Genomic DNA, 18,136 nt, shown 5'->3' on the forward strand with positions numbered 1-18,136 from the left:
GCGTACGGCATGAGCAGCCCAGCCCCCAGAAACAGCAAGCTACTCTCTGACCGGATACGGAAAGAGTGGCATCTGGTCTCGGGCTTGCTGGTGCTGCTGACCTTATTGTTCAGCTCCCTGCGCGACGATTTTGCGCTGGGCAAACTGAACAACCTGATTTACGACTTCACCATGGCAGCGGCGATTCCACAGGCCGCCCCTCAAGACATTGTCATTGTCGCCATTGACGACTACAGCATTGCCAATCTGGGTTTCTGGCCTTGGCGACGCATCAACCACGCGCAACTATTGGGCCGCCTTCAGCAAGCCCGTGCGGTTGGTATAGACCTGGTATTCCAGGAACCAAACCCCGCCTACCCGGATGATGACCTCGCCCTTGCGCAAGCGATTCAGCGACATGGACGTGTTGTGCTGCCCCTGGTCTATGACACCCAGCGCGATGCCGTCCTGACCGCTATTCCCATGCTGAGCCAGGCGGCCAAGGCATCGGGCTACATCAATATTGAACCTGACCCGGACGGTGTTGTGCGACGTGTCGCTCTCCAGCGGACCACTCTTTCCGACCGCGTCTTGCCGCACTTTACGATTGCCATGCTACTGACGGGCGGGGATATGGATCCGGCCTTGCATGCGCTTGACTCCAGCCAGAAGGACATCCCCCATATCCCTTTTCTGGGGCGTAGTGGCCACTTTCAGACCGTCCCTTACGTCAATGTCCTGAACGGTGATATTCCCCCCTCCTTCTTCAAGGACAAATATGTCCTGGTCGGCGCCTGGGGCAGTGGACTGGGCGATACCTTCCCGACTCCTCTATCCAAAGCGGGCATGAGCAGCATGTCCGGCGTGGAAATTCTGGCTAATACCCTGCAGGCCGTCCGCAGCGACCAATGGGTGCGTACGCCACCGGCCTGGTTCATTGCATTGGCTAGCTGCTTGCCTGTACTGCTGGCCTGCCAGGTGCTGATCTACCTGTCACCACGCGCAACCTTGCTAAGCCTGATCGGTCTGGTCTTTGCCATTTTGCTGGTGAACTGGATTGCCATGCATGGCTTTAACCTGTGGATTCCCCCACTAGCCAGCCTGATTACGGTTTTACTGGCCTATCCGCTTTGGCACTGGCGCAGTCAGGAAGCAGCCTTGAATCAGGTCACTGAGGAACTGAACAAGCTGCAGTTGGAATACCCTGACGTCAGAACGGCCATGAACGAGCGTGTATCTGGCTTAAGCGCGCGTAATTTACCCCATCGTCTGACTCAATTGCACAAGTCCATCGACCTGTTGCGCCAAGCCCAAACCAAGCGCGAAGAGACCTTGCGCTTTATTTCACACGATATGCGGGCCCCCCAGAACTCCATCCTGGCCCTGGCCAGTTTGCAGCGTCAGGATGACAGCAAGCTGGCACCGGACCAGTTCCTGCACAAAATGGAAGGCTATGCCGAGCAAACCCTGGAACTGGTGGATAACTTCATCAGCCTGGCACGGGCAGAAGCCATGGAAATGGTACTGAGCCCGTTAAACCTGTCCGATCTGCTGGCTGACTGTATGGATGATGCCTGGGCCAGCGCCAGCAAGCGCTCCATCAGCCTGAACCTGAACGACTCAGAGCTGATCTGGGTAAACGGTAATGCCCCCATGCTGCGCCGCGCCTTTACCAACCTGATTCAGAACGCAATCAAGTACGGACCGGATGGGAATCAGATTGATATAGACCTTGTTCTGGATAAAAAAACAGTGCAGGTCTTCGTCAAGGATCAGGGCTGGGGGATTCCAGCGGAAAATCAGGCAAGTATTTTCGAGCCCTATCACCGTGCCCATGAAAACGCAGCAGGTACGCCATCGGGCAGTGGCCTGGGCCTGGCCTTTGTCAAAACGGTGATCAATAAGCACGGTGGCGATATCGCACTGCAGAGCACCAGCGAGCAAGGCTGTACCTTTATTGTTTCCCTGGCCAGCATTGACGTGTCCGATGAAGACTGAGTTCTGGCGTGACCCCGCCCTGCCCTATATAGAAAGCCGACGCGCCTGCGACAGCCGTATCTGCTATCAAGCACATAGCCACCCCACCTACTCTATAGGGGCTGTCGACGGCGGTGGCAGCCTGTTCACGGGTGCGCCCGGCGGTCCTGTGCAACTGGCTCCGGGCTCCCTGGTTTTTGTTCCAGCCCATCGCAGCCATGCCTGCAATCCCCTGCCCGATCAATCCTGGAGCTATCAGATGCTGCATCTGGATGCAGCATGGCTGGATCAGCTTTGGCAGGAAAGTACTGGCTTCAGTATTGATGCCCAAGAGCCTATCCGTGTTTGTCACGAGCCGGAGATTTATGCAGCCTACTGTGAGTTGAACAGCCTCTTGTTTTCAGCAGCCCCCGTACTCAGTAAAGAAGCGGCGTTGATCGACTTCCTGCTGCACTACGGACCTGCCCAGAGCCAAGCCCTGGCACCGGCTCCTCCACCTAGCCCTGTTCTGCAGAAAACGCTGGATCGCTGGGTTCAAGGACAGTTCGTGACGCTCCCCCTGCACGAGCTTGCTCAAGAAACGGGGTTTAGCCGTTATCAATTGATTAGAGCCTTTCGCCGCCATACCGGCCTGACTCCACAGCGCTGGCAGTTGAACCAGCGGGTCAATCTGGCCCGCGATGCCTTACGGCAAGGGGATGAGCTGGCTGACATTGCCTATCGCCTGGGTTTTGCGGATCAAAGCCACTTTCAACGCGTCTTCAAGCACTACACCGGCGTCACTCCTGGTCAGTATCGCGACTGAAAAACATCCCACGCTCTGCTTGCTGGCAGGTATTGAGGGATACAGTGCGCACTTTTATTCAATACGGCCCCTAAACAGCTAGTCACACTGCGGTTTTATCTTGGGTCTACCGCCGTGTCCCTGTTTCTGCTGATTGCCAGCACCCATTTCCTGGCCCTGCTGTCCCCCGGGCCTGATTTCTTCCTGATTGCGCGCAGCACCTTGGCACAAGGTCGGCCAGTGGCAACAGGTGTTTGCGCTGGCGTCGCCGTAGCCAATGGCATTTACATCAGCCTGGCGCTGACAGGCTTTGCCCGCATGAGTGCAACCAGCCCCCTCTTTCTGCTCCTCCAGGGCGCTGGAGGGCTTTATCTGCTGTATTTGGGCGTGAAATTCCTGCAGGCCGCCCGTCAGCCCACCTTGCAGCGAATCAGCGCAACAGGAGCCTCTGCGGGCGGCTGGTGGCACCATGCCGTACTGGGACTGCTCTCCGGGCTGCTCAATCCCAAAAATGCCCTGTTCTACGCCAGCCTGGCCTCGGTGCTGACCAGCAGCCGTGCCAGCACCGGTCTACATGTGTTTTTAGGTTTGTGGATGTTTTTAGTCGTACTGATCTGGGATCTGTTTATCACCGTCCTGATCGGACATCCCCATTGGCAACAACGCATTCAAAGGCATTTACCACGGATCGAGCAGCTCTGCGGCCTGCTGCTGTGCCTAATTGCCGCCGCTGCCCTGTTCAATATGATTCAGCATATACAAACTGCTTGAGCATTGAAAAAAGCAGCGCCATGTCTACGCCGCCGTCAAGCTCTTTAGGCGATAGAGTGAGACTGTTAGAGCCACATCAAACCATGAGAAAACAAATCATTTACGGACTCGGATGGGGCAATATAAGCCGGTAAAATAGTCCGGGTCTTTGTTTTGTTAAGCACCTTGAGTGCGCTACAGTCTATGCTGTAAGACCGGAACAACACCCCCGTGTCCTGTTCCTTTTTTAAGTCAGTTTTCGAGGAGTTACTAGAATGTTTGCCAAACTTGCTTTCACAGCTATTCTTGGATTGGCCAGCGTGCCTGCTTTTGCTGCTTGCGACGTTACCATCGAAGGCAATGACTCCATGCAGTTCAACACCAAGAGCATCGTTGTTGACAAGACATGCAAGGAATTCACGATCAACCTGAAACACACCGGCAAGCTGCCTAAAGCAGCCATGGGCCATAACGTCGTCATCTCCAAGAAAGCCGACGAAAGCGCCGTTGCTACTGATGGCATGAAGGCCGGTCTGGACAATAACTACGTTAAAGCCGGTGACGAGCGCGTTATCGCTCACACTGACGTGGTTGGCGGTGGCGAAAGCACCTCCGTGACCTTTGACGTATCCAAGCTGAAAGCTGGCGAAGACTACGCCTTCTTTTGCTCCTTCCCAGGTCACTGGAGCATCATGACCGGCAAGATCGAGCTGGGCAGCTAAGCTGATCCGCCTCTAGCCGCCAGACGGCCAAAAAAATCCCCACATGGCTTAGCCACGTGGGGATTTTTTTTAGCTGGACCAGCGGTGTATCCGGCTACCGAAGTATCGGCCCCACCCCGCAGGGTGGGGACACCGCTATGTTTCGCTTATTCCTGATCGCCTTCCGGCGCTTCAGGTTGTGCCTGCTCGGACTCGGAGGCACCCGACACAAAGACGGGATCTTCCGTAGGCTCAGGAGCCGATGCGAACGGGTTTTCCAGTTCACGGGCTGCTTTGCGCTCTGCCACTTCAAAGGCTTCTTTTTCACGGCGGGCGGCATGGAAAGCCATACCAGTACCGGCGGGAATCAGACGGCCAACAATCACGTTTTCTTTCAGACCACGCAGATCGTCAGTTTTGCCCATGATGGCGGCTTCGGTCAGCACGCGGGTGGTTTCCTGGAAGGAAGCCGCCGAGATGAAGGAGTCGGTCGACAGCGAGGCCTTGGTAATACCCAGCAGCACGTTTTCGTACGTGGCAGGAATACCGTTTTCAGCCAGAACGCGATCGTTCTCGTTCAACAGTTCGGAGCGTTCAACCTGTTCACCCGTGATGAAGTTGGCATCACCAGCATCCACAATGTTCACGCGGCGCAGCATCTGACGAACAATCACTTCAATGTGCTTGTCGTTGATCTTCACACCTTGCAGACGGTAAACGTCCTGCACTTCGTTAACAATGTAGTTGGCCAGCTTCTCGATACCCTTCAAGCGCAGGATGTCGTGCGGATCGGCTGGGCCGTCCACAATCATCTCGCCCTTGTTCACCACTTGACCGTCGTGAGCCAGAACCTGCTTCTCTTTCGGAATCAGGAACTCGTGGCTGACGCCGTCCAGGTCGGTAATGACCAGACGCTGTTTGCCCTTGGTGTCTTTACCGAAGGAAACCGTACCCGTAACTTCGGCCAGCAGACCGGCGTCTTTGGGGGAACGAGCTTCGAACAGTTCGGCCACACGTGGCAGACCACCGGTAATATCCCGAGTCTTTTGCGATTCTTGAGGAATACGCGCCAGAATCTCACCCACGGACACTTGCTGACCATCGCGAACGGTAATCAGCGCGCCCACTGGGAACGAAATATTGACCATGTGATCGGTACCAGCGATCTTGATCTCCTGACCTTGCTCGTTCAGCAGCTTGATCTGAGGACGCATGGTGATCTTGCCACCACGTGTCTTGGGAGTGATCACCACCAGAGTCGACAGACCGGTTACATCGTCCACCTGACGAGCCACGGTTGCGCCTTCTTCGATGTTCTCGAAGCGAACGGTACCGGTGTACTCGGACACGATAGGACGGGTCAGCGGATCCCAGCTTGCCAGACGTTGGCCAGCCTTGATGACTTCGCCATCGCCCACCGTAATGGTGGCACCGTAAGGCACTTTGTGACGTTCACGTTCGCGGCGGTTGTCGTCAAAAATGACGATTTCACCGGAACGGGAGATTGCAACACGCTCGCCCTTGGCGTTGGTCACATAACGCAGACCAATTTCAAAACCGATCGTACCGGCCGTCTTGGTTTCCACCGAGCTTGCCAGCGCTGCACGCGAAGCCGCACCACCAATGTGGAACGTACGCATGGTCAACTGCGTGCCAGGCTCACCGATGGACTGAGCAGCGATAACACCGATTGCTTCACCACGGTTAACCAGAACACCACGACCCAGATCGCGACCGTAGCAGCTTGCGCACAAGCCATGACGGGTTTCGCAAGTCAGCGGAGTGCGGATCTTGACCTCATCAATACCCAGGTTATCGATCAGGTCGACCAGATCCTCGTTCAGCAAGGTGCCGGCGGGGATAACCAGTTCCTGATTGTCCGGGTTGACGATGTCGATCGCTGCCACACGGCCCAGAATCAGATCGCGCAGGGGCTCGATAACCTCACCACCATCCAGGATGGCTTTCATGGTGTAGCCGCCCTTGGTACCGCAATCGTCTTCGGTAATAACCAGGTCTTGAGTCACGTCGACCAGACGACGAGTCAGGTAACCGGAGTTAGCCGTCTTCAACGCCGTATCGGCCAGACCCTTACGAGCACCGTGAGTCGAAATAAAGTACTGAAGTACGTTCAGACCTTCACGGAAGTTCGCGGTAATAGGCGTTTCAATAATGGAGCCATCAGGCTTGGCCATCAGACCACGCATACCGGCCAACTGACGAATCTGTGCAGCCGAACCACGAGCACCGGAGTCCGCCATCATGTAGATGGAGTTGAAGGACTCTTGGCGTACTTCTTCACCAAAACGGTTAGTCACTGGCTCAGAAGCCAGTTGCTCCATCATGGCCTTACCCACGCGGTCACCGGCTTTGCCCCAGATGTCCACTACGTTGTTGTAGCGTTCCTGAGCCGTCACCAGACCGGAGGAGTACTGCTTGTCAATTTCTTTAACTTCGTTGCTAGCCTGGGCCAGGATGCTTTCCTTGACGGCAGGCACAACCATGTCGTTCATCGCGATGGAAATACCACCACGCGTTGCCAGACGGAAACCGGACTGCATCAGCTTGTCCGCGAAAATCACGGTAGCGCGCAGGCCGCAGCGACGGAAGGACTGGTTGATCAGACGCGAAATTTCTTTCTTCTTCAGCGCACGGTTCAGTGCGGTGAAAGGCATGCCCTTAGGCAGAATTTCGGACAGCAAGGCACGACCAGCAGTCGTTTCGTAACGCTTGATGGTCTTGACCCACTCACCGTCTTCGCCCTTTTCGAATTCTTCGATACGGACGGTCAGACGAGTTTGCAGCTCGACTTCCTTGTTGTCGTAGGCGCGCTGAACTTCAGACACGTCAGCCAGGAACAGACCTTCGCCCTTGCCATTAACCAGTTCGCGGGTCGCGTAGTACAGACCCAACACGATATCCTGGGAAGGAACGATGGACGGTTCACCGTTGGCGGGGAACAGCACGTTGTTGGAGGCCAGCATCAGAGTGCGCGCTTCCAACTGGGCTTCCAGCGACAGCGGCACGTGAACGGCCATCTGGTCACCGTCAAAGTCAGCGTTAAAAGCGGCACACACCAGCGGGTGCAACTGAATCGCTTTACCTTCGATCAGGACCGGTTCAAAAGCCTGAATACCCAAACGGTGCAGCGTAGGCGCACGGTTCAGCATCACGGGATGCTCGCGGATCACCTCTTCGAGGATGTCCCACACCACCGGTTCCTGGCTTTCCACCAACTTCTTGGCTGCCTTGATGGTCGTAGCCAGACCCATCAATTCCAGACGGTTGAAGATGAAGGGCTTGAACAGTTCCAGCGCCATCAGCTTGGGCAGACCACACTGGTGCAGCTTCAACTGAGGACCCACCACAATCACGGAACGACCGGAGTAGTCCACGCGCTTGCCCAGCAAGTTCTGACGGAAACGACCGCTCTTGCCCTTGATCATGTCGGCCAAGGACTTCAGTTGACGCTTGTTGGCGCCAGTCATGGCTTTACCGCGACGACCGTTATCCAGCAAGGAGTCCACGGACTCTTGCAGCATACGTTTTTCGTTGCGCAAGATGATGTCCGGAGCCTTCAGTTCCAGCAGGCGCTTCAAACGGTTATTACGGTTGATAACGCGACGGTACAGATCGTTCAGATCGGAAGTCGCAAAGCGACCGCCATCCAGTGGCACCAGCGGACGCAGGTCCGGAGGCAACACGGGCAGCACTTCCATGATCATCCAGTCTGGCTTGATGCCGGATTTCTGGAAGCCTTCCAGCACTTTCAGACGCTTGGAGATCTTCTTGATCTTGGCATCCGAGCCAGTGGCTTTCAGTTCGGCACGCAGGCGCTCGACTTCGCGATCGATGTCGATCGTGCGCAGCAGTTCGCGCACGGCTTCCGCGCCCATCAGGGCGTGGAAATCGTCACCGTATTCTTCGGTCTTGGCCAGGAAATCGTCGTCGGACATGATCTGACCGCGCTTGAGCGGGGTCATACCAGGTTCGATCACGCACCAGGCTTCAAAATACAGCACGCGCTCGATGTCACGCAGGGTCATGTCCAGCACCATGCCCAGACGGGATGGCAGGCTCTTCAGGAACCAGATGTGAGCAACCGGGCAAGCCAGTTCAATGTGACCCATGCGCTCGCGACGCACCTTGGAGACGGTGACTTCAACGCCACACTTCTCGCAGATGACGCCACGATGCTTCAGGCGCTTGTATTTGCCGCACAAGCATTCGTAGTCCTTGATAGGACCAAAAATCTTGGCGCAAAACAGACCATCGCGCTCGGGTTTGAACGTGCGATAGTTGATGGTCTCTGGCTTGCGGACTTCTCCGAAAGACCAGGACCGGATCTTCTCGGGCGAGGCGATGCCGATCTTGATGGCATCGAACTGCTCGTCCTGAGTGACTTGTTTAAAGAGATCGAGTAGCGCTTTCATTATTTACGCTCCAAATCCATGTCCAGGGACAAGGAACGGATTTCCTTGACCAGAACGTTAAAGGACTCCGGCATACCGGCGTCGATCACGTGGTCACCCTTGACAATGTTCTCGTAGACCTTGGTACGGCCGGCGATGTCATCGGATTTAACCGTGAGCATTTCCTGCAGGGTGTAGGCGGCGCCATAAGCTTCCAGCGCCCAGACTTCCATCTCCCCGAAACGCTGACCACCGAACTGCGCCTTACCACCCAGCGGCTGCTGAGTAACCAGCGAGTATGGGCCGGTAGAACGAGCGTGCATCTTGTCATCAACCAGGTGATGCAGTTTCAGGTAGTGCATGTAGCCTACGGTGACCATACGCTCAAAGGCTTCGCCGGTACGACCGTCAAACAGGCGAACCTGGGTGCGGTGTGGTGCCAACTGCAGGTTCTCGGCGATATCGTCAGGATAGGCCAGACGCAACATCTGGTCGATTTCCTGCTCGGTTGCACCGTCGAACACTGGCGTTGCCAATGGCAGACCTTTCTGCAAGTTGTGGGCCATGTTCATCACTTCGTCGTCAGTCAACTCGTTGATACGAGTTTTCTTGCCGGTAGTGTTATAGACCTTGTCCAGGAACGCGCGCAGTTCGGAAACCTGCACGTTCTTTTCTTCTTGCATCATGTCGTTGATACGGTGGCCAATACCCTTGGCAGCCCAGCCCAAGTGCACTTCCAGAACCTGACCCACGTTCATCCGCGAAGGCACGCCCAGCGGGTTCAGAACGATGTCGACAGGAGTACCGTCAGCCATGTGCGGCATGTCTTCCACGGGAACGATGCGGGAAACCACACCCTTGTTACCGTGACGACCAGCCATCTTGTCACCAGGCTGCAGACGACGCTTGACAGCCAGGTAAACCTTGACCATTTTCAGCACGCCAGGAGGCAGTTCGTCGCCTTGGGTGAGCTTCTTGCGCTTTTCTTCAAAGGCCAGATCGAACTGGTGACGCTTTTGCTCCAAGGATTCCTTGGTGTGCTCCAGCACCAGTGCGTGTTGCTCATCAGCCAAGCGGATGTCAAACCACTGCCAGCGATCCAGATCGTTCAGGTAGTCAGCAGCCAGCTCGGTGCCCTTGGGCAGCTTGCGTGGACCACCGTTGACGGTTTTGCCGACCAGGAACTTCAAGGCACGGTCAAAGGCGTCGTCTTCAACGATTTGCAACTGGTCGTTCAGGTCCTGACGGTAGCGACGCAGTTCATCATCAATGATGGACTGGGCACGCTTGTCACGATCAATACCTTCACGGGTAAAGACTTGAACGTCGATCACCGTACCGACCATGCCCGAAGGCACGCGCAGGGAGGTGTCTTTAACGTCAGAGGCTTTTTCACCAAAAATGGCGCGCAGCAGCTTTTCTTCTGGGGTCAGTTGCGTTTCACCCTTAGGTGTCACTTTACCGACCAGCACGTCGTCAGCACGCACTTCGGCGCCGATGTAAACAATGCCGGAGTCGTCCAGACGGTTCAACTGCACTTCAGACAGGTTGCTGATATCGCGAGTGATATCCTCAGGTCCCAGCTTCGTGTCACGGGCAACAACCGTCAACTCTTCGATGTGAACCGAAGTGTAGCGATCGTCAGCCACGACCTTCTCGGAGATCAGGATCGAATCCTCGAAGTTGTAGCCGTTCCAGGGCATAAAGGCGATCAGCATGTTCTGACCCAGAGCCAATTCGCCCAGGTCAGTCGATGCGCCGTCAGCCAGCACGTCACCACGAGCCACGATATCGCCACGTTTGACGATAGGACGCTGGTTGATGTTGGTGTTCTGGTTGGAACGGGTGTACTTGGTCATGTTGTAGATATCTACACCGACCTCGCCAGCCACGTTCTCGTCATCGTGCACGCGAATAACCACGCGCTGAGCGTCAACGTCTACCACCACACCGCCACGACGGGCTTGTACGGTTGTACCCGAGTCAACAGCAACAGTACGTTCGATACCGGTACCGACCAAAGGCTTCTCAGGGCGCAGGCAGGGAACTGCCTGACGCTGCATGTTGGCGCCCATCAGTGCTCGGTTGGCGTCATCGTGCTCCAGGAACGGAATCAGCGAAGCAGCCACAGACACGATCTGCGAAGGAGCCACGTCCATGTAATGGATGTTCTCTGGCGCAGTCATCATGGTTTCGCCAGCTTCACGGCAGGCAACCAGATCGTCAGCAAAGGCACCGTCTTCGGTCAACTCGGCGTTAGCCTGAGCGATGACGTAATTGCTTTCTTCAATAGCCGACAGGTAATCAATCTGTTCGCTAACCTTGCCGTCAACAATCTTGCGGTAAGGCGTTTCCAGGAAGCCGTACTCGTTCAGACGAGCGTACAGCGCCATGGAGTTGATCAGACCAATGTTTGGACCTTCAGGCGTTTCAATCGGGCACACGCGGCCGTAGTGGGTTGGGTGCACGTCGCGCACCTCAAAGCCCGCACGTTCGCGAGTCAGACCACCAGGGCCCAGTGCCGAAACACGACGCTTGTGCGTGATTTCGGACAGCGGGTTGGTTTGGTCCATAAACTGCGACAACTGGCTGGAACCGAAGAACTCTTTAACAGCCGCAGAGATGGGCTTGGAGTTGATTAGATCGTGCGGCATCAGGTTTTCGGTCTCGGCTTGGCCCAGACGTTCCTTGACAGCACGTTCCACACGCACCAAACCGGCGCGGAATTGGTTTTCGGCCAATTCGCCTACGCAACGAACACGACGGTTACCCAGGTGATCGATATCGTCGATCTGACCGCGGCCGTTACGCAGACTCACCAGCACCTGAATGGTGTCCAGAATGTCTTCGTCGGTCAGGGTCATGGGACCTTCGATGCTGTCACCACGGCCCAGACGGCTGTTGACCTTCATGCGACCCACGCGCGACAAGTCGTAGGACTCTTCGCTGTAGAACAGACGGTTGAACAGGGCCTCAACCGCTTCTTCGGTTGGTGGCTCGCCGGGACGCATCATGCGATAGATCGCGATACGGGCAGCATTGGAATCCGCTGTTTCATCGGTGCGCAGGGTCAGGGAGATAAAGCCGCCCTGGTCCAGTTCATTGATGTACAGGGTCTCGAAATCACGCACATTGGCTGCGCGCATTTCGGCCAGAATGGATTCGGTAATTTCGTCGTTGGCGTTGGCAATCACTTCGCCGGTTTCGGCGTTGATGATGTTTTTGGCCAGCACACGACCCAGAAGGAAATCTTCCGGGATAGAAATGTATTCGATCTTGGCTGCTTGCAGGTCGCGCAAATGCTTGGCATTGATACGCTTGTCCTTTTCAACCAGTACGCGACCGTCGCGGTCGGTAATGTCGAAACGGGCAACCTCTCCCTTCCAATGTTCTGGAACGAATTGCAGCTTGCCGCCTTCCTGGTGCAGTTCGATGTGATCGAACTCAAAGAAGTGAGCCAGGATCTGTTCTGGCGTCAGGCCAATGGCCTTCAGCAAGATAGTGACCGGCATTTTGCGACGACGGTCGATACGGAAGAACAGAATGTCCTTAGGATCGAACTCGAAGTCCAGCCAGGAACCACGGTAAGGAATCACGCGCGCCGAGAACAGCAACTTGCCCGAGCTGTGCGTTTTACCGCGGTCGTGTTCAAAGAACACACCGGGGGAACGGTGAAGCTGGGACACGATGACTCGTTCGGTACCGTTGATCACAAAAGAGCCGTTATCAGTCATCAGGGGCATTTCGCCCATGTAGACTTCTTGCTCTTTTACTTCCTTGACGGTAGGCTTGCTCACCTCGCGGTCCATGAGGACCAGACGAACCTTCGCCCGCAAGGGGGAGGCATAGGTCAAACCACGAAGTTGACACTCTTTGACGTCGAACACCGGCTCGCCGAGCGTATAGCTCACGAACTCTAGCCGCGCCATTTGGTTATGGCTTACTATTGGAAATATGGAACTGAAAGCTTCCTGCAAGCCTTCAACCTTACGCTGAGAAGGCAGCGTGTCCTTCTGCAAGAAGGTTCTGAAAGAATGCAGCTGGGTAGCCAACAGGTAAGGAACCTGCTGTACGTCTTCACGTTTGGCGAAGCTCTTGCGTATGCGCTTTTTTTCGGTGTACGAATAAGGCATGAGCACTCCGACTCAAGGGTTACACGGACCGTCAACCACGGCCCTGGTTTACGACTCTAAAAAACCCGACTTTCTACAATACTAATTAAAAATCATGGGTTTTCTGGAAACGCAAAAGCCCGGGAAGGCTTGAAACGCATTCCCGGGCATCTATCGATACTCTTATTTGAGCTCGATCTTGGCGCCAGCTTCTTCCAGCTTCTTCTGAGCGTCTTCAGCATCAGCTTTGGACAAGCCTTCTTTAACAGCCTTAGGAGCACCGTCAACCAGATCTTTGGCTTCTTTCAGGCCCAGACCGGTGATTTCGCGCACGACTTTAATGACGCTAACTTTGTTTGCGCCAACGTCAGCCAGGAACACGGTGAATTCGGTTTGCTCTTCAGCGGCAGCAGCAGCGCCACCAGCAGCAGGAGCTGCAACAGCAACAGCGGCGGCAGCAGCCGACACACCGAATTTTTCTTCCATTTCTTTGATCAGCTCGGACAGTTCGAGCACGGACATTGCGCCGATGGCGTCAAGGATTTCAGCTTTAGTAGCCATTTTAAGAACTCCAGATATTAGGTAAATGCCAGGTTTGGTTGTCGTTCGCAACGACGAAGTTTCCCGAAGGAAAACTGCTTACGCAGCTTCTTTCTGATCGCGCACAGCCGCCAGGCCGCGAACAAACTTGGTAGGAACTTCGTTAAGCGTACGCACAAAAGTAGCGATAGGTGCTTGCATGGTGCCCAGCAGTTTCGCCAGCAATTCGTCGCGCGAGGGCATTGTGGCCAGAGCCTTAACACCATCAGCATTCAGAACGCTATTGGGCAGCGCACCGCCCATAATGACCAACTTGTCGTTGGTCTTGGCAAAATCTGCAACGACTTTCGCCGCAGCCACGGGATCTTCACTGATGGCGTACATCAGAGGACCCACGAGCTGGCTGGAGAGACCGTCAAAGGACGTACCTTCCAGCGAACGACGAACCAGCGTGTTTTTCATAACACGCAGGTAGACGCCAGACTCACGCGCTTTTTTGCGCAATACGGTTGCAGAAGCGACGTCCAGACCACGGTACTCGGCGATAATGATCGATTGGGCCTTTGCCAGTTCGGCAGTGACTTCTTCGATGACTACCGCTTTCTCTTCACGATTGAGACTCACGGTTGAACACTCCTTCAAACGATGTCGGGAAGGCTTCCCAACATCAACCGAATGCGGCGCACCTGGACGAGTTCTATAACGAATTCTTCCACGGGCGCCGTCTACGTTGGATAGAGCGTTTTGCCCCGATTAAGCAGTGAGATGACAAGTCAGCCCACTGCTCCAACGGTCTTTGACAGCAGCGACCCTGAATAAACAGGATCACAGCCCAAAGTTCTTTTTTTCTAACTGTTGATTAAACAGTCAGAGATGCAATTTCAACACGTGCACCGCCACCCATGGTGGAGGACACGGCAACCTTGCGCAGGTAAACACCCTTGGCAGCGGCTGGACGAGCCTTGTTCAAGGCGTCAACCAGGGCAACCAGGTTGGTTTGCAGTTGTTCAACATTGAACGAAGCGCGACCAATGGTGCTGTGAATGATACCGGCCTTGTCAGTACGGTATTGGACTTGACCAGCCTTGGCGTTCTTGACAGCCGTAGCAACGTCAGGAGTCACAGTACCAACCTTGGGGTTTGGCATCAGGCCACGAGGACCCAGAACCTGACCCAGGGTACCGACAACACGCATGGTGTCAGGCGAGGCGATCACAACGTCAAAGTCCATTTGACCGGCTTTGATTTGCTCTGCCAGGTCGTCCAGACCAACGATGTCAGCACCAGCTTCACGAGCGGCGTCAGCTTTTTCGCCTTGGGCGAAAACGGCAACACGCACGGATTTACCGGTACCAGCAGGCAGAACCACCGAGCCACGGACCAATTGGTCAGACTTGCGAGGATCAATACCCAACTGAACAGCGATGTCGATGGATTCGTCGAACTTGGCAGTGGCAGTATCTTTCACCAGGGCCAGAGCTTCGGCCACAGGGTAGAACTTGTTGCGGTCGATCTTGGCAGCAATAGCGGCTGCGCGTTTGCTTACTTTAGCCATGACTTACACCACCCCTTCAACGTTGATGCCCATGCTGCGGGCGCTACCAGCGATGGTACGCACAGCGGCGTCCAGATCGGCAGCGGTCAGGTCGGGTTGTTTGGTCTTGGCGATTTCTTCAGCCTGAGCGCGGGTCAGCGTACCGACTTTATCCACGTTAGGACGAGCAGAACCGGATTTGATGCCAGCAGCCTTTTTGATCAGGATGGTTGCCGGAGGAGTCTTCATGATGAACGTGAAGCTCTTGTCGGCAAAAGCGGTGATCACCACAGGAATTGGCAGACCGGGTTCCAGACCCTGTGTCTGGGCGTTAAACGCCTTGCAGAATTCCATGATGTTCAGACCGCGCTGACCCAGCGCTGGACCGATTGGAGGGGATGGGTTTGCCTTACCAGCTGGGACTTGCAGCTTGATAAAGCCGACGATTTTCTTCGCCATGCTTAGCTCCTTGCGGGTGATAACGCCTGACACATAACGCGACAGGCTTCCCGGGGTTTGTAATTAATCAGGTCTTTTCGACTTGATCGAAATCGAGTTCAACTGGGGTAGCGCGACCGAAAATAGTAACGGTGACACGAACCTTGTTTTTCTCGTAGTTAACTTCTTCGACGTTACCGTTGAAGTCTGCAAACGGACCGTCCTTGACGCGTACCAGTTCACCCACTTCAAACAGCACTTTGTGCCGTGGCTTCTCAACGCCCTCTTCCATTTGCGACAGGATTTTTTCCACTTCGCGCTCGGAGATTGGAGCGGGACGGTTACCGGAACCGCCCAAAAAGCCGGTGACTCGCGGCGTACTTTTTACCAAGTGCCAGGTCTCGTCGGTCAAAGCCATCTCGACCAGAACGTAACCGGGGTAAATACGTCGCTCTGTAATTGATTTCTTGCCGTTCTTTACTTCAACGACTTCTTCCGATGGAACCAGAATGCGACCAAACGCTTCTTGGAGATCAGCGCGTTCAATGCGCTCCACCAGAGCTTTGTGCACGCTTTTTTCCATGCCGGAATAAACGTGAACCACATACCAGCGTTTGCTCATGTGTGCCCTTTATTTCCAGCCCAGCAACAGGCCATAAATGATCCAGCCGAGCCCTTTGTCAATCAGCCACAACAAGATGGCCATAACGGCAACAAACACAAAGACAATGCCTGTCATTTGCGTTGCTTCTTTACGGGATGGCCAGTGGACGCGACGTACTTCCGTGTATGCATCACGCGAAAAAGCGACCAGGCGGCGGCCTGTATCGCTAAACCAGATGATCAATACGGCGACGATTAGGCTGGCAACAAATACCCCAGCGCGGACCAGTGAATTTTGGCCATCCAGGACGGAATAGCCAACAATACCGGCGGCGACGACTAGGACCGCTAGGCCCAGCTTGATGCGCTCGGAACCTCGGTTAACGGTTTCTACGTTGGTATTCGACATATTCCGACGAGTGACGCCACGCGAGATGGTGACGAGTGACTGTGGTGGCAGGGGCAGAAGGAATCGAACCCTCAACCTTCGGTTTTGGAGACCGACGCTCTGCCAATTGAGCTATACCCCTATACCTTGACAAACCGTAGCGCGTTACTTTGCTACGTTTGGCTTTTAGGCAAAAGAGGATATTAACCTCTTTCACCCAAAATTACTACTCTTTTTTTACTTCAGGATCTTGGCTACGACACCAGCGCCAACGGTACGGCCGCCTTCGCGAATAGCGAAGCGCAGACCTTCTTCCATGGCGATAGGAGCGATCAGGGACACTTTCATCGAAATGTTGTCGCCTGGCAGAACCATTTCTTTGTCTTCTGGCAGTTCGATCGTGCCGGTCACGTCAGTCGTACGGAAGTAGAACTGAGGACGGTAGCCCTTGAAGAAAGGAGTGTGACGACCACCTTCTTCTTTGGACAGAATGTACACTTCGGCGTCGAAGTCGGTGTGTGGCTTGATCGAACCGGGCTTGGCCAGAACTTGACCACGTTCCACGTCTTCACGCTTGGTACCACGCAGCAGCAGACCGACGTTATCGCCAGCTTCGCCTTGGTCCAGCAGTTTGCGGAACATTTCAACGCCGGTACAAATGGTCTTGACCGTGTCTTTGATACCCACGATTTCGATTTCTTCGCCGACTTTAACGATGCCGCGCTCAATACGACCGGTCACAACCGTACCACGGCCGGAGATCGAGAACACGTCTTCAACAGGCATCAAGAAGGTACCGTCAACGGCACGCTCAGGCGTAGGAATGTAGCTGTCCAGCGCTTCGGCCAGAGCCAGAACGGCTTGGCTGCCCAGTGGGCCTTCGTCGCCTTCCAGAGCCAGTTTGGCCGAACCCTTGATGATTGGGGTGTCGTCGCCTGGGAAGTCGTACTTGGACAACAGCTCGCGAACTTCCATTTCAACCAGTTCGATCAGCTCTTCGTCATCCACCATGTCGGCCTTGTTCAGGAACACGATGATGTAAGGAACGCCAACCTGACGGCTCAGCAAGATGTGCTCACGAGTCTGGGGCATTGGACCGTCAGCGGCCGAGCACACCAGGATCGCGCCGTCCATCTGAGCGGCACCAGTAATCATGTTTTTAACGTAGTCAGCGTGACCGGGGCAGTCAACGTGAGCGTAGTGACGGTTAGGCGTCTCGTACTCAACGTGCGACGTGCTGATGGTGATACCACGTGCTTTTTCTTCAGGGGCGTTATCGATCTGCGAGTAATCGCGCGCTTCGCCGCCGTATGCCTTGGACAGAACCGTGCAGATTGCAGCGGTCAGAGTGGTTTTACCGTGGTCAACGTGACCGATAGTACCGACGTTGACGTGCGGTTTAGTCCGTTCAAACTTGCCTTTAGCCATGGCAGACTCCTGAAGGGATAAGCGATATGAGATGAGAGAGAGATGTGGTGCCCATGACGCGGATCGAACGCGTGACCTCTCCCTTACCAAGGGAGTGCTCTACCACTGAGCCACATGGGCATTCAACTTCAGCCAAGAAAAGCCGAAGATTTTAAAACCTGGAGCGGGTGAAGGGGATCGAACCCTCGTCTTAAGCTTGGAAGGCTTCTGCTCTACCATTGAGCTACACCCGCAGACTTTTCTTCACCCTCTCCTAAAGTCGCCTTGCTGGCGGACTTTAGAAAAATGCTGGTGGTGGGAGTTGGATTCGAACCAACGTAGACGCAGGGTCAACAGATTTACAGTCTGCCTCCTTTAACCACTCGGACATCCCACCCTGAGCGAAAATCGAATTATGGACATGTTTTATGAAGTCGTCAAGCCTTTTGGGCCGAAAACTGAATAATTCGATGATTTTTTTAAAAAAACCTGAATTCAAGCGGTTTTCTTA

At 54.9% G+C, this 18,136-nt stretch carries 13 protein-coding genes and 4 tRNA genes; 4 read left to right on the forward strand and 13 right to left on the reverse strand.

The window, feature by feature from the left end:
• Positions 1-9 precede the first annotated feature (9 nt).
• The 4 genes from JYG33_RS13160 (at position 10) to azu (ending at position 4,212) form a co-directional block, all read left to right on the forward strand.
• Positions 10-1,977, forward strand: coding sequence for a CHASE2 and HATPase_c domain-containing protein (locus tag JYG33_RS13160; protein WP_243430175.1), 1,968 nt, complete (start codon positions 10-12; stop codon positions 1,975-1,977).
• Positions 1,967-2,761 carry an AraC family transcriptional regulator gene (locus JYG33_RS13165; RefSeq protein WP_207872638.1) on the forward strand — a complete coding sequence of 265 codons (795 nt, stop codon included), beginning with the start codon at positions 1,967-1,969 and terminating at the stop codon, positions 2,759-2,761. The genes JYG33_RS13160 and JYG33_RS13165 overlap by 11 nt, the downstream gene beginning before the upstream one ends.
• A gap of 114 nt (positions 2,762-2,875) precedes the next feature.
• Complete coding sequence (locus JYG33_RS13170) at positions 2,876-3,511, forward strand: LysE family translocator (RefSeq protein WP_207872639.1); 636 nt, start codon at positions 2,876-2,878, stop codon at positions 3,509-3,511.
• Positions 3,512-3,765: 254 nt separating this feature from the next.
• Positions 3,766-4,212 carry an azurin gene (azu, locus tag JYG33_RS13175; RefSeq protein WP_207872640.1) on the forward strand — a complete coding sequence of 149 codons (447 nt, stop codon included), beginning with the start codon at positions 3,766-3,768 and terminating at the stop codon, positions 4,210-4,212.
• A 146-nt stretch (positions 4,213-4,358) separates the two neighbouring features.
• On the opposite strand, the gene rpoC is transcribed toward azu, so the two are convergent.
• From rpoC to JYG33_RS13240, 13 genes are all read right to left on the reverse strand, one after another.
• Positions 4,359-8,624: a DNA-directed RNA polymerase subunit beta' gene (gene rpoC / locus JYG33_RS13180; protein ID WP_207872641.1), complete on the reverse strand. Its 4,266-nt coding sequence runs from the start codon at positions 8,622-8,624 to the stop codon at positions 4,359-4,361.
• A complete protein-coding gene (rpoB, locus tag JYG33_RS13185) occupies positions 8,624-12,736 on the reverse strand; it encodes a DNA-directed RNA polymerase subunit beta (RefSeq protein ID WP_207872642.1) in 4,113 nt (1,370 codons plus the stop codon). Before rpoB ends, rpoC begins: the two co-directional genes overlap by 1 nt.
• A 162-nt stretch (positions 12,737-12,898) precedes the next feature.
• Complete coding sequence (gene rplL, locus JYG33_RS13190) at positions 12,899-13,276, reverse strand: 50S ribosomal protein L7/L12 (RefSeq protein ID WP_003800851.1); 378 nt, start codon at positions 13,274-13,276, stop codon at positions 12,899-12,901.
• A gap of 78 nt (positions 13,277-13,354) precedes the next feature.
• Positions 13,355-13,879, reverse strand: a complete 525-nt coding sequence (gene rplJ, locus JYG33_RS13195) for a 50S ribosomal protein L10 (protein WP_207872643.1) — start codon at positions 13,877-13,879, stop codon at positions 13,355-13,357.
• A gap of 235 nt (positions 13,880-14,114) precedes the next feature.
• Entirely contained in the window at positions 14,115-14,810 is a 696-nt protein-coding gene (rplA, locus tag JYG33_RS13200) for a 50S ribosomal protein L1 (protein WP_042489519.1), read from the reverse strand.
• Positions 14,811-14,813: 3 nt separating this feature from the next.
• Positions 14,814-15,248, reverse strand: a complete 435-nt coding sequence (rplK, locus tag JYG33_RS13205; RefSeq protein ID WP_009464323.1) for a 50S ribosomal protein L11 — start codon at positions 15,246-15,248, stop codon at positions 14,814-14,816.
• Positions 15,249-15,315: 67 nt separating this feature from the next.
• Positions 15,316-15,849, reverse strand: a complete 534-nt coding sequence (nusG, locus tag JYG33_RS13210; protein ID WP_009464325.1) for a transcription termination/antitermination protein NusG — start codon at positions 15,847-15,849, stop codon at positions 15,316-15,318.
• Between the two features lie 9 nt (positions 15,850-15,858).
• Entirely contained in the window at positions 15,859-16,239 is a 381-nt protein-coding gene (gene secE, locus JYG33_RS13215) for a preprotein translocase subunit SecE (protein ID WP_009464327.1), read from the reverse strand.
• A gap of 45 nt (positions 16,240-16,284) precedes the next feature.
• Positions 16,285-16,360: transfer RNA gene (locus tag JYG33_RS13220), tRNA-Trp, on the reverse strand.
• A gap of 95 nt (positions 16,361-16,455) precedes the next feature.
• On the reverse strand, positions 16,456-17,646 hold the full coding sequence (gene tuf / locus JYG33_RS13225) for an elongation factor Tu (protein WP_207872634.1): 1,191 nt from the start codon (positions 17,644-17,646) through the stop codon (positions 16,456-16,458).
• Between the two features lie 45 nt (positions 17,647-17,691).
• Positions 17,692-17,766, reverse strand: a tRNA-Thr gene (locus tag JYG33_RS13230).
• Positions 17,767-17,805: 39 nt separating this feature from the next.
• Positions 17,806-17,879 (reverse strand) — tRNA-Gly (locus JYG33_RS13235).
• 56 nt (positions 17,880-17,935) lie between these two features.
• A tRNA-Tyr gene (locus JYG33_RS13240) sits at positions 17,936-18,022 on the reverse strand.
• Between the last annotated feature and the right edge of the window lie 114 nt (positions 18,023-18,136).

It is taken from the genome of Alcaligenes sp. SORT26, assembly GCF_017377875.1.
GTDB lineage: Bacteria > Pseudomonadota > Gammaproteobacteria > Burkholderiales > Burkholderiaceae_B > Alcaligenes > Alcaligenes parafaecalis.

What these genes read in the sequence shown, in the direction of transcription:
- rpoB (WP_207872642.1), bottom strand. Translation starts at nt 12,736, where the DNA reads ATGCCTTATTCGTACACCGAAAAAAAGCGCATACGCAAGAGCTTCGCC.
- rplA (WP_042489519.1), bottom strand. Translation starts at nt 14,810, where the DNA reads ATGGCTAAAGTAAGCAAACGCGCAGCCGCTATTGCTGCCAAGATCGAC.
- nusG (WP_009464325.1), bottom strand. Translation starts at nt 15,849, where the DNA reads ATGAGCAAACGCTGGTATGTGGTTCACGTTTATTCCGGCATGGAAAAA.
- tuf (WP_207872634.1), bottom strand. Translation starts at nt 17,646, where the DNA reads ATGGCTAAAGGCAAGTTTGAACGGACTAAACCGCACGTCAACGTCGGT.
- rplL (WP_003800851.1), bottom strand. Translation starts at nt 13,276, where the DNA reads ATGGCTACTAAAGCTGAAATCCTTGACGCCATCGGCGCAATGTCCGTG.
- JYG33_RS13160 (WP_243430175.1), top strand. Translation starts at nt 10, where the DNA reads ATGAGCAGCCCAGCCCCCAGAAACAGCAAGCTACTCTCTGACCGGATA.
- secE (WP_009464327.1), bottom strand. Translation starts at nt 16,239, where the DNA reads ATGTCGAATACCAACGTAGAAACCGTTAACCGAGGTTCCGAGCGCATC.
- rpoC (WP_207872641.1), bottom strand. Translation starts at nt 8,624, where the DNA reads ATGAAAGCGCTACTCGATCTCTTTAAACAAGTCACTCAGGACGAGCAG.
- azu (WP_207872640.1), top strand. Translation starts at nt 3,766, where the DNA reads ATGTTTGCCAAACTTGCTTTCACAGCTATTCTTGGATTGGCCAGCGTG.
- rplK (WP_009464323.1), bottom strand. Translation starts at nt 15,248, where the DNA reads ATGGCGAAGAAAATCGTCGGCTTTATCAAGCTGCAAGTCCCAGCTGGT.
- JYG33_RS13165 (WP_207872638.1), top strand. Translation starts at nt 1,967, where the DNA reads ATGAAGACTGAGTTCTGGCGTGACCCCGCCCTGCCCTATATAGAAAGC.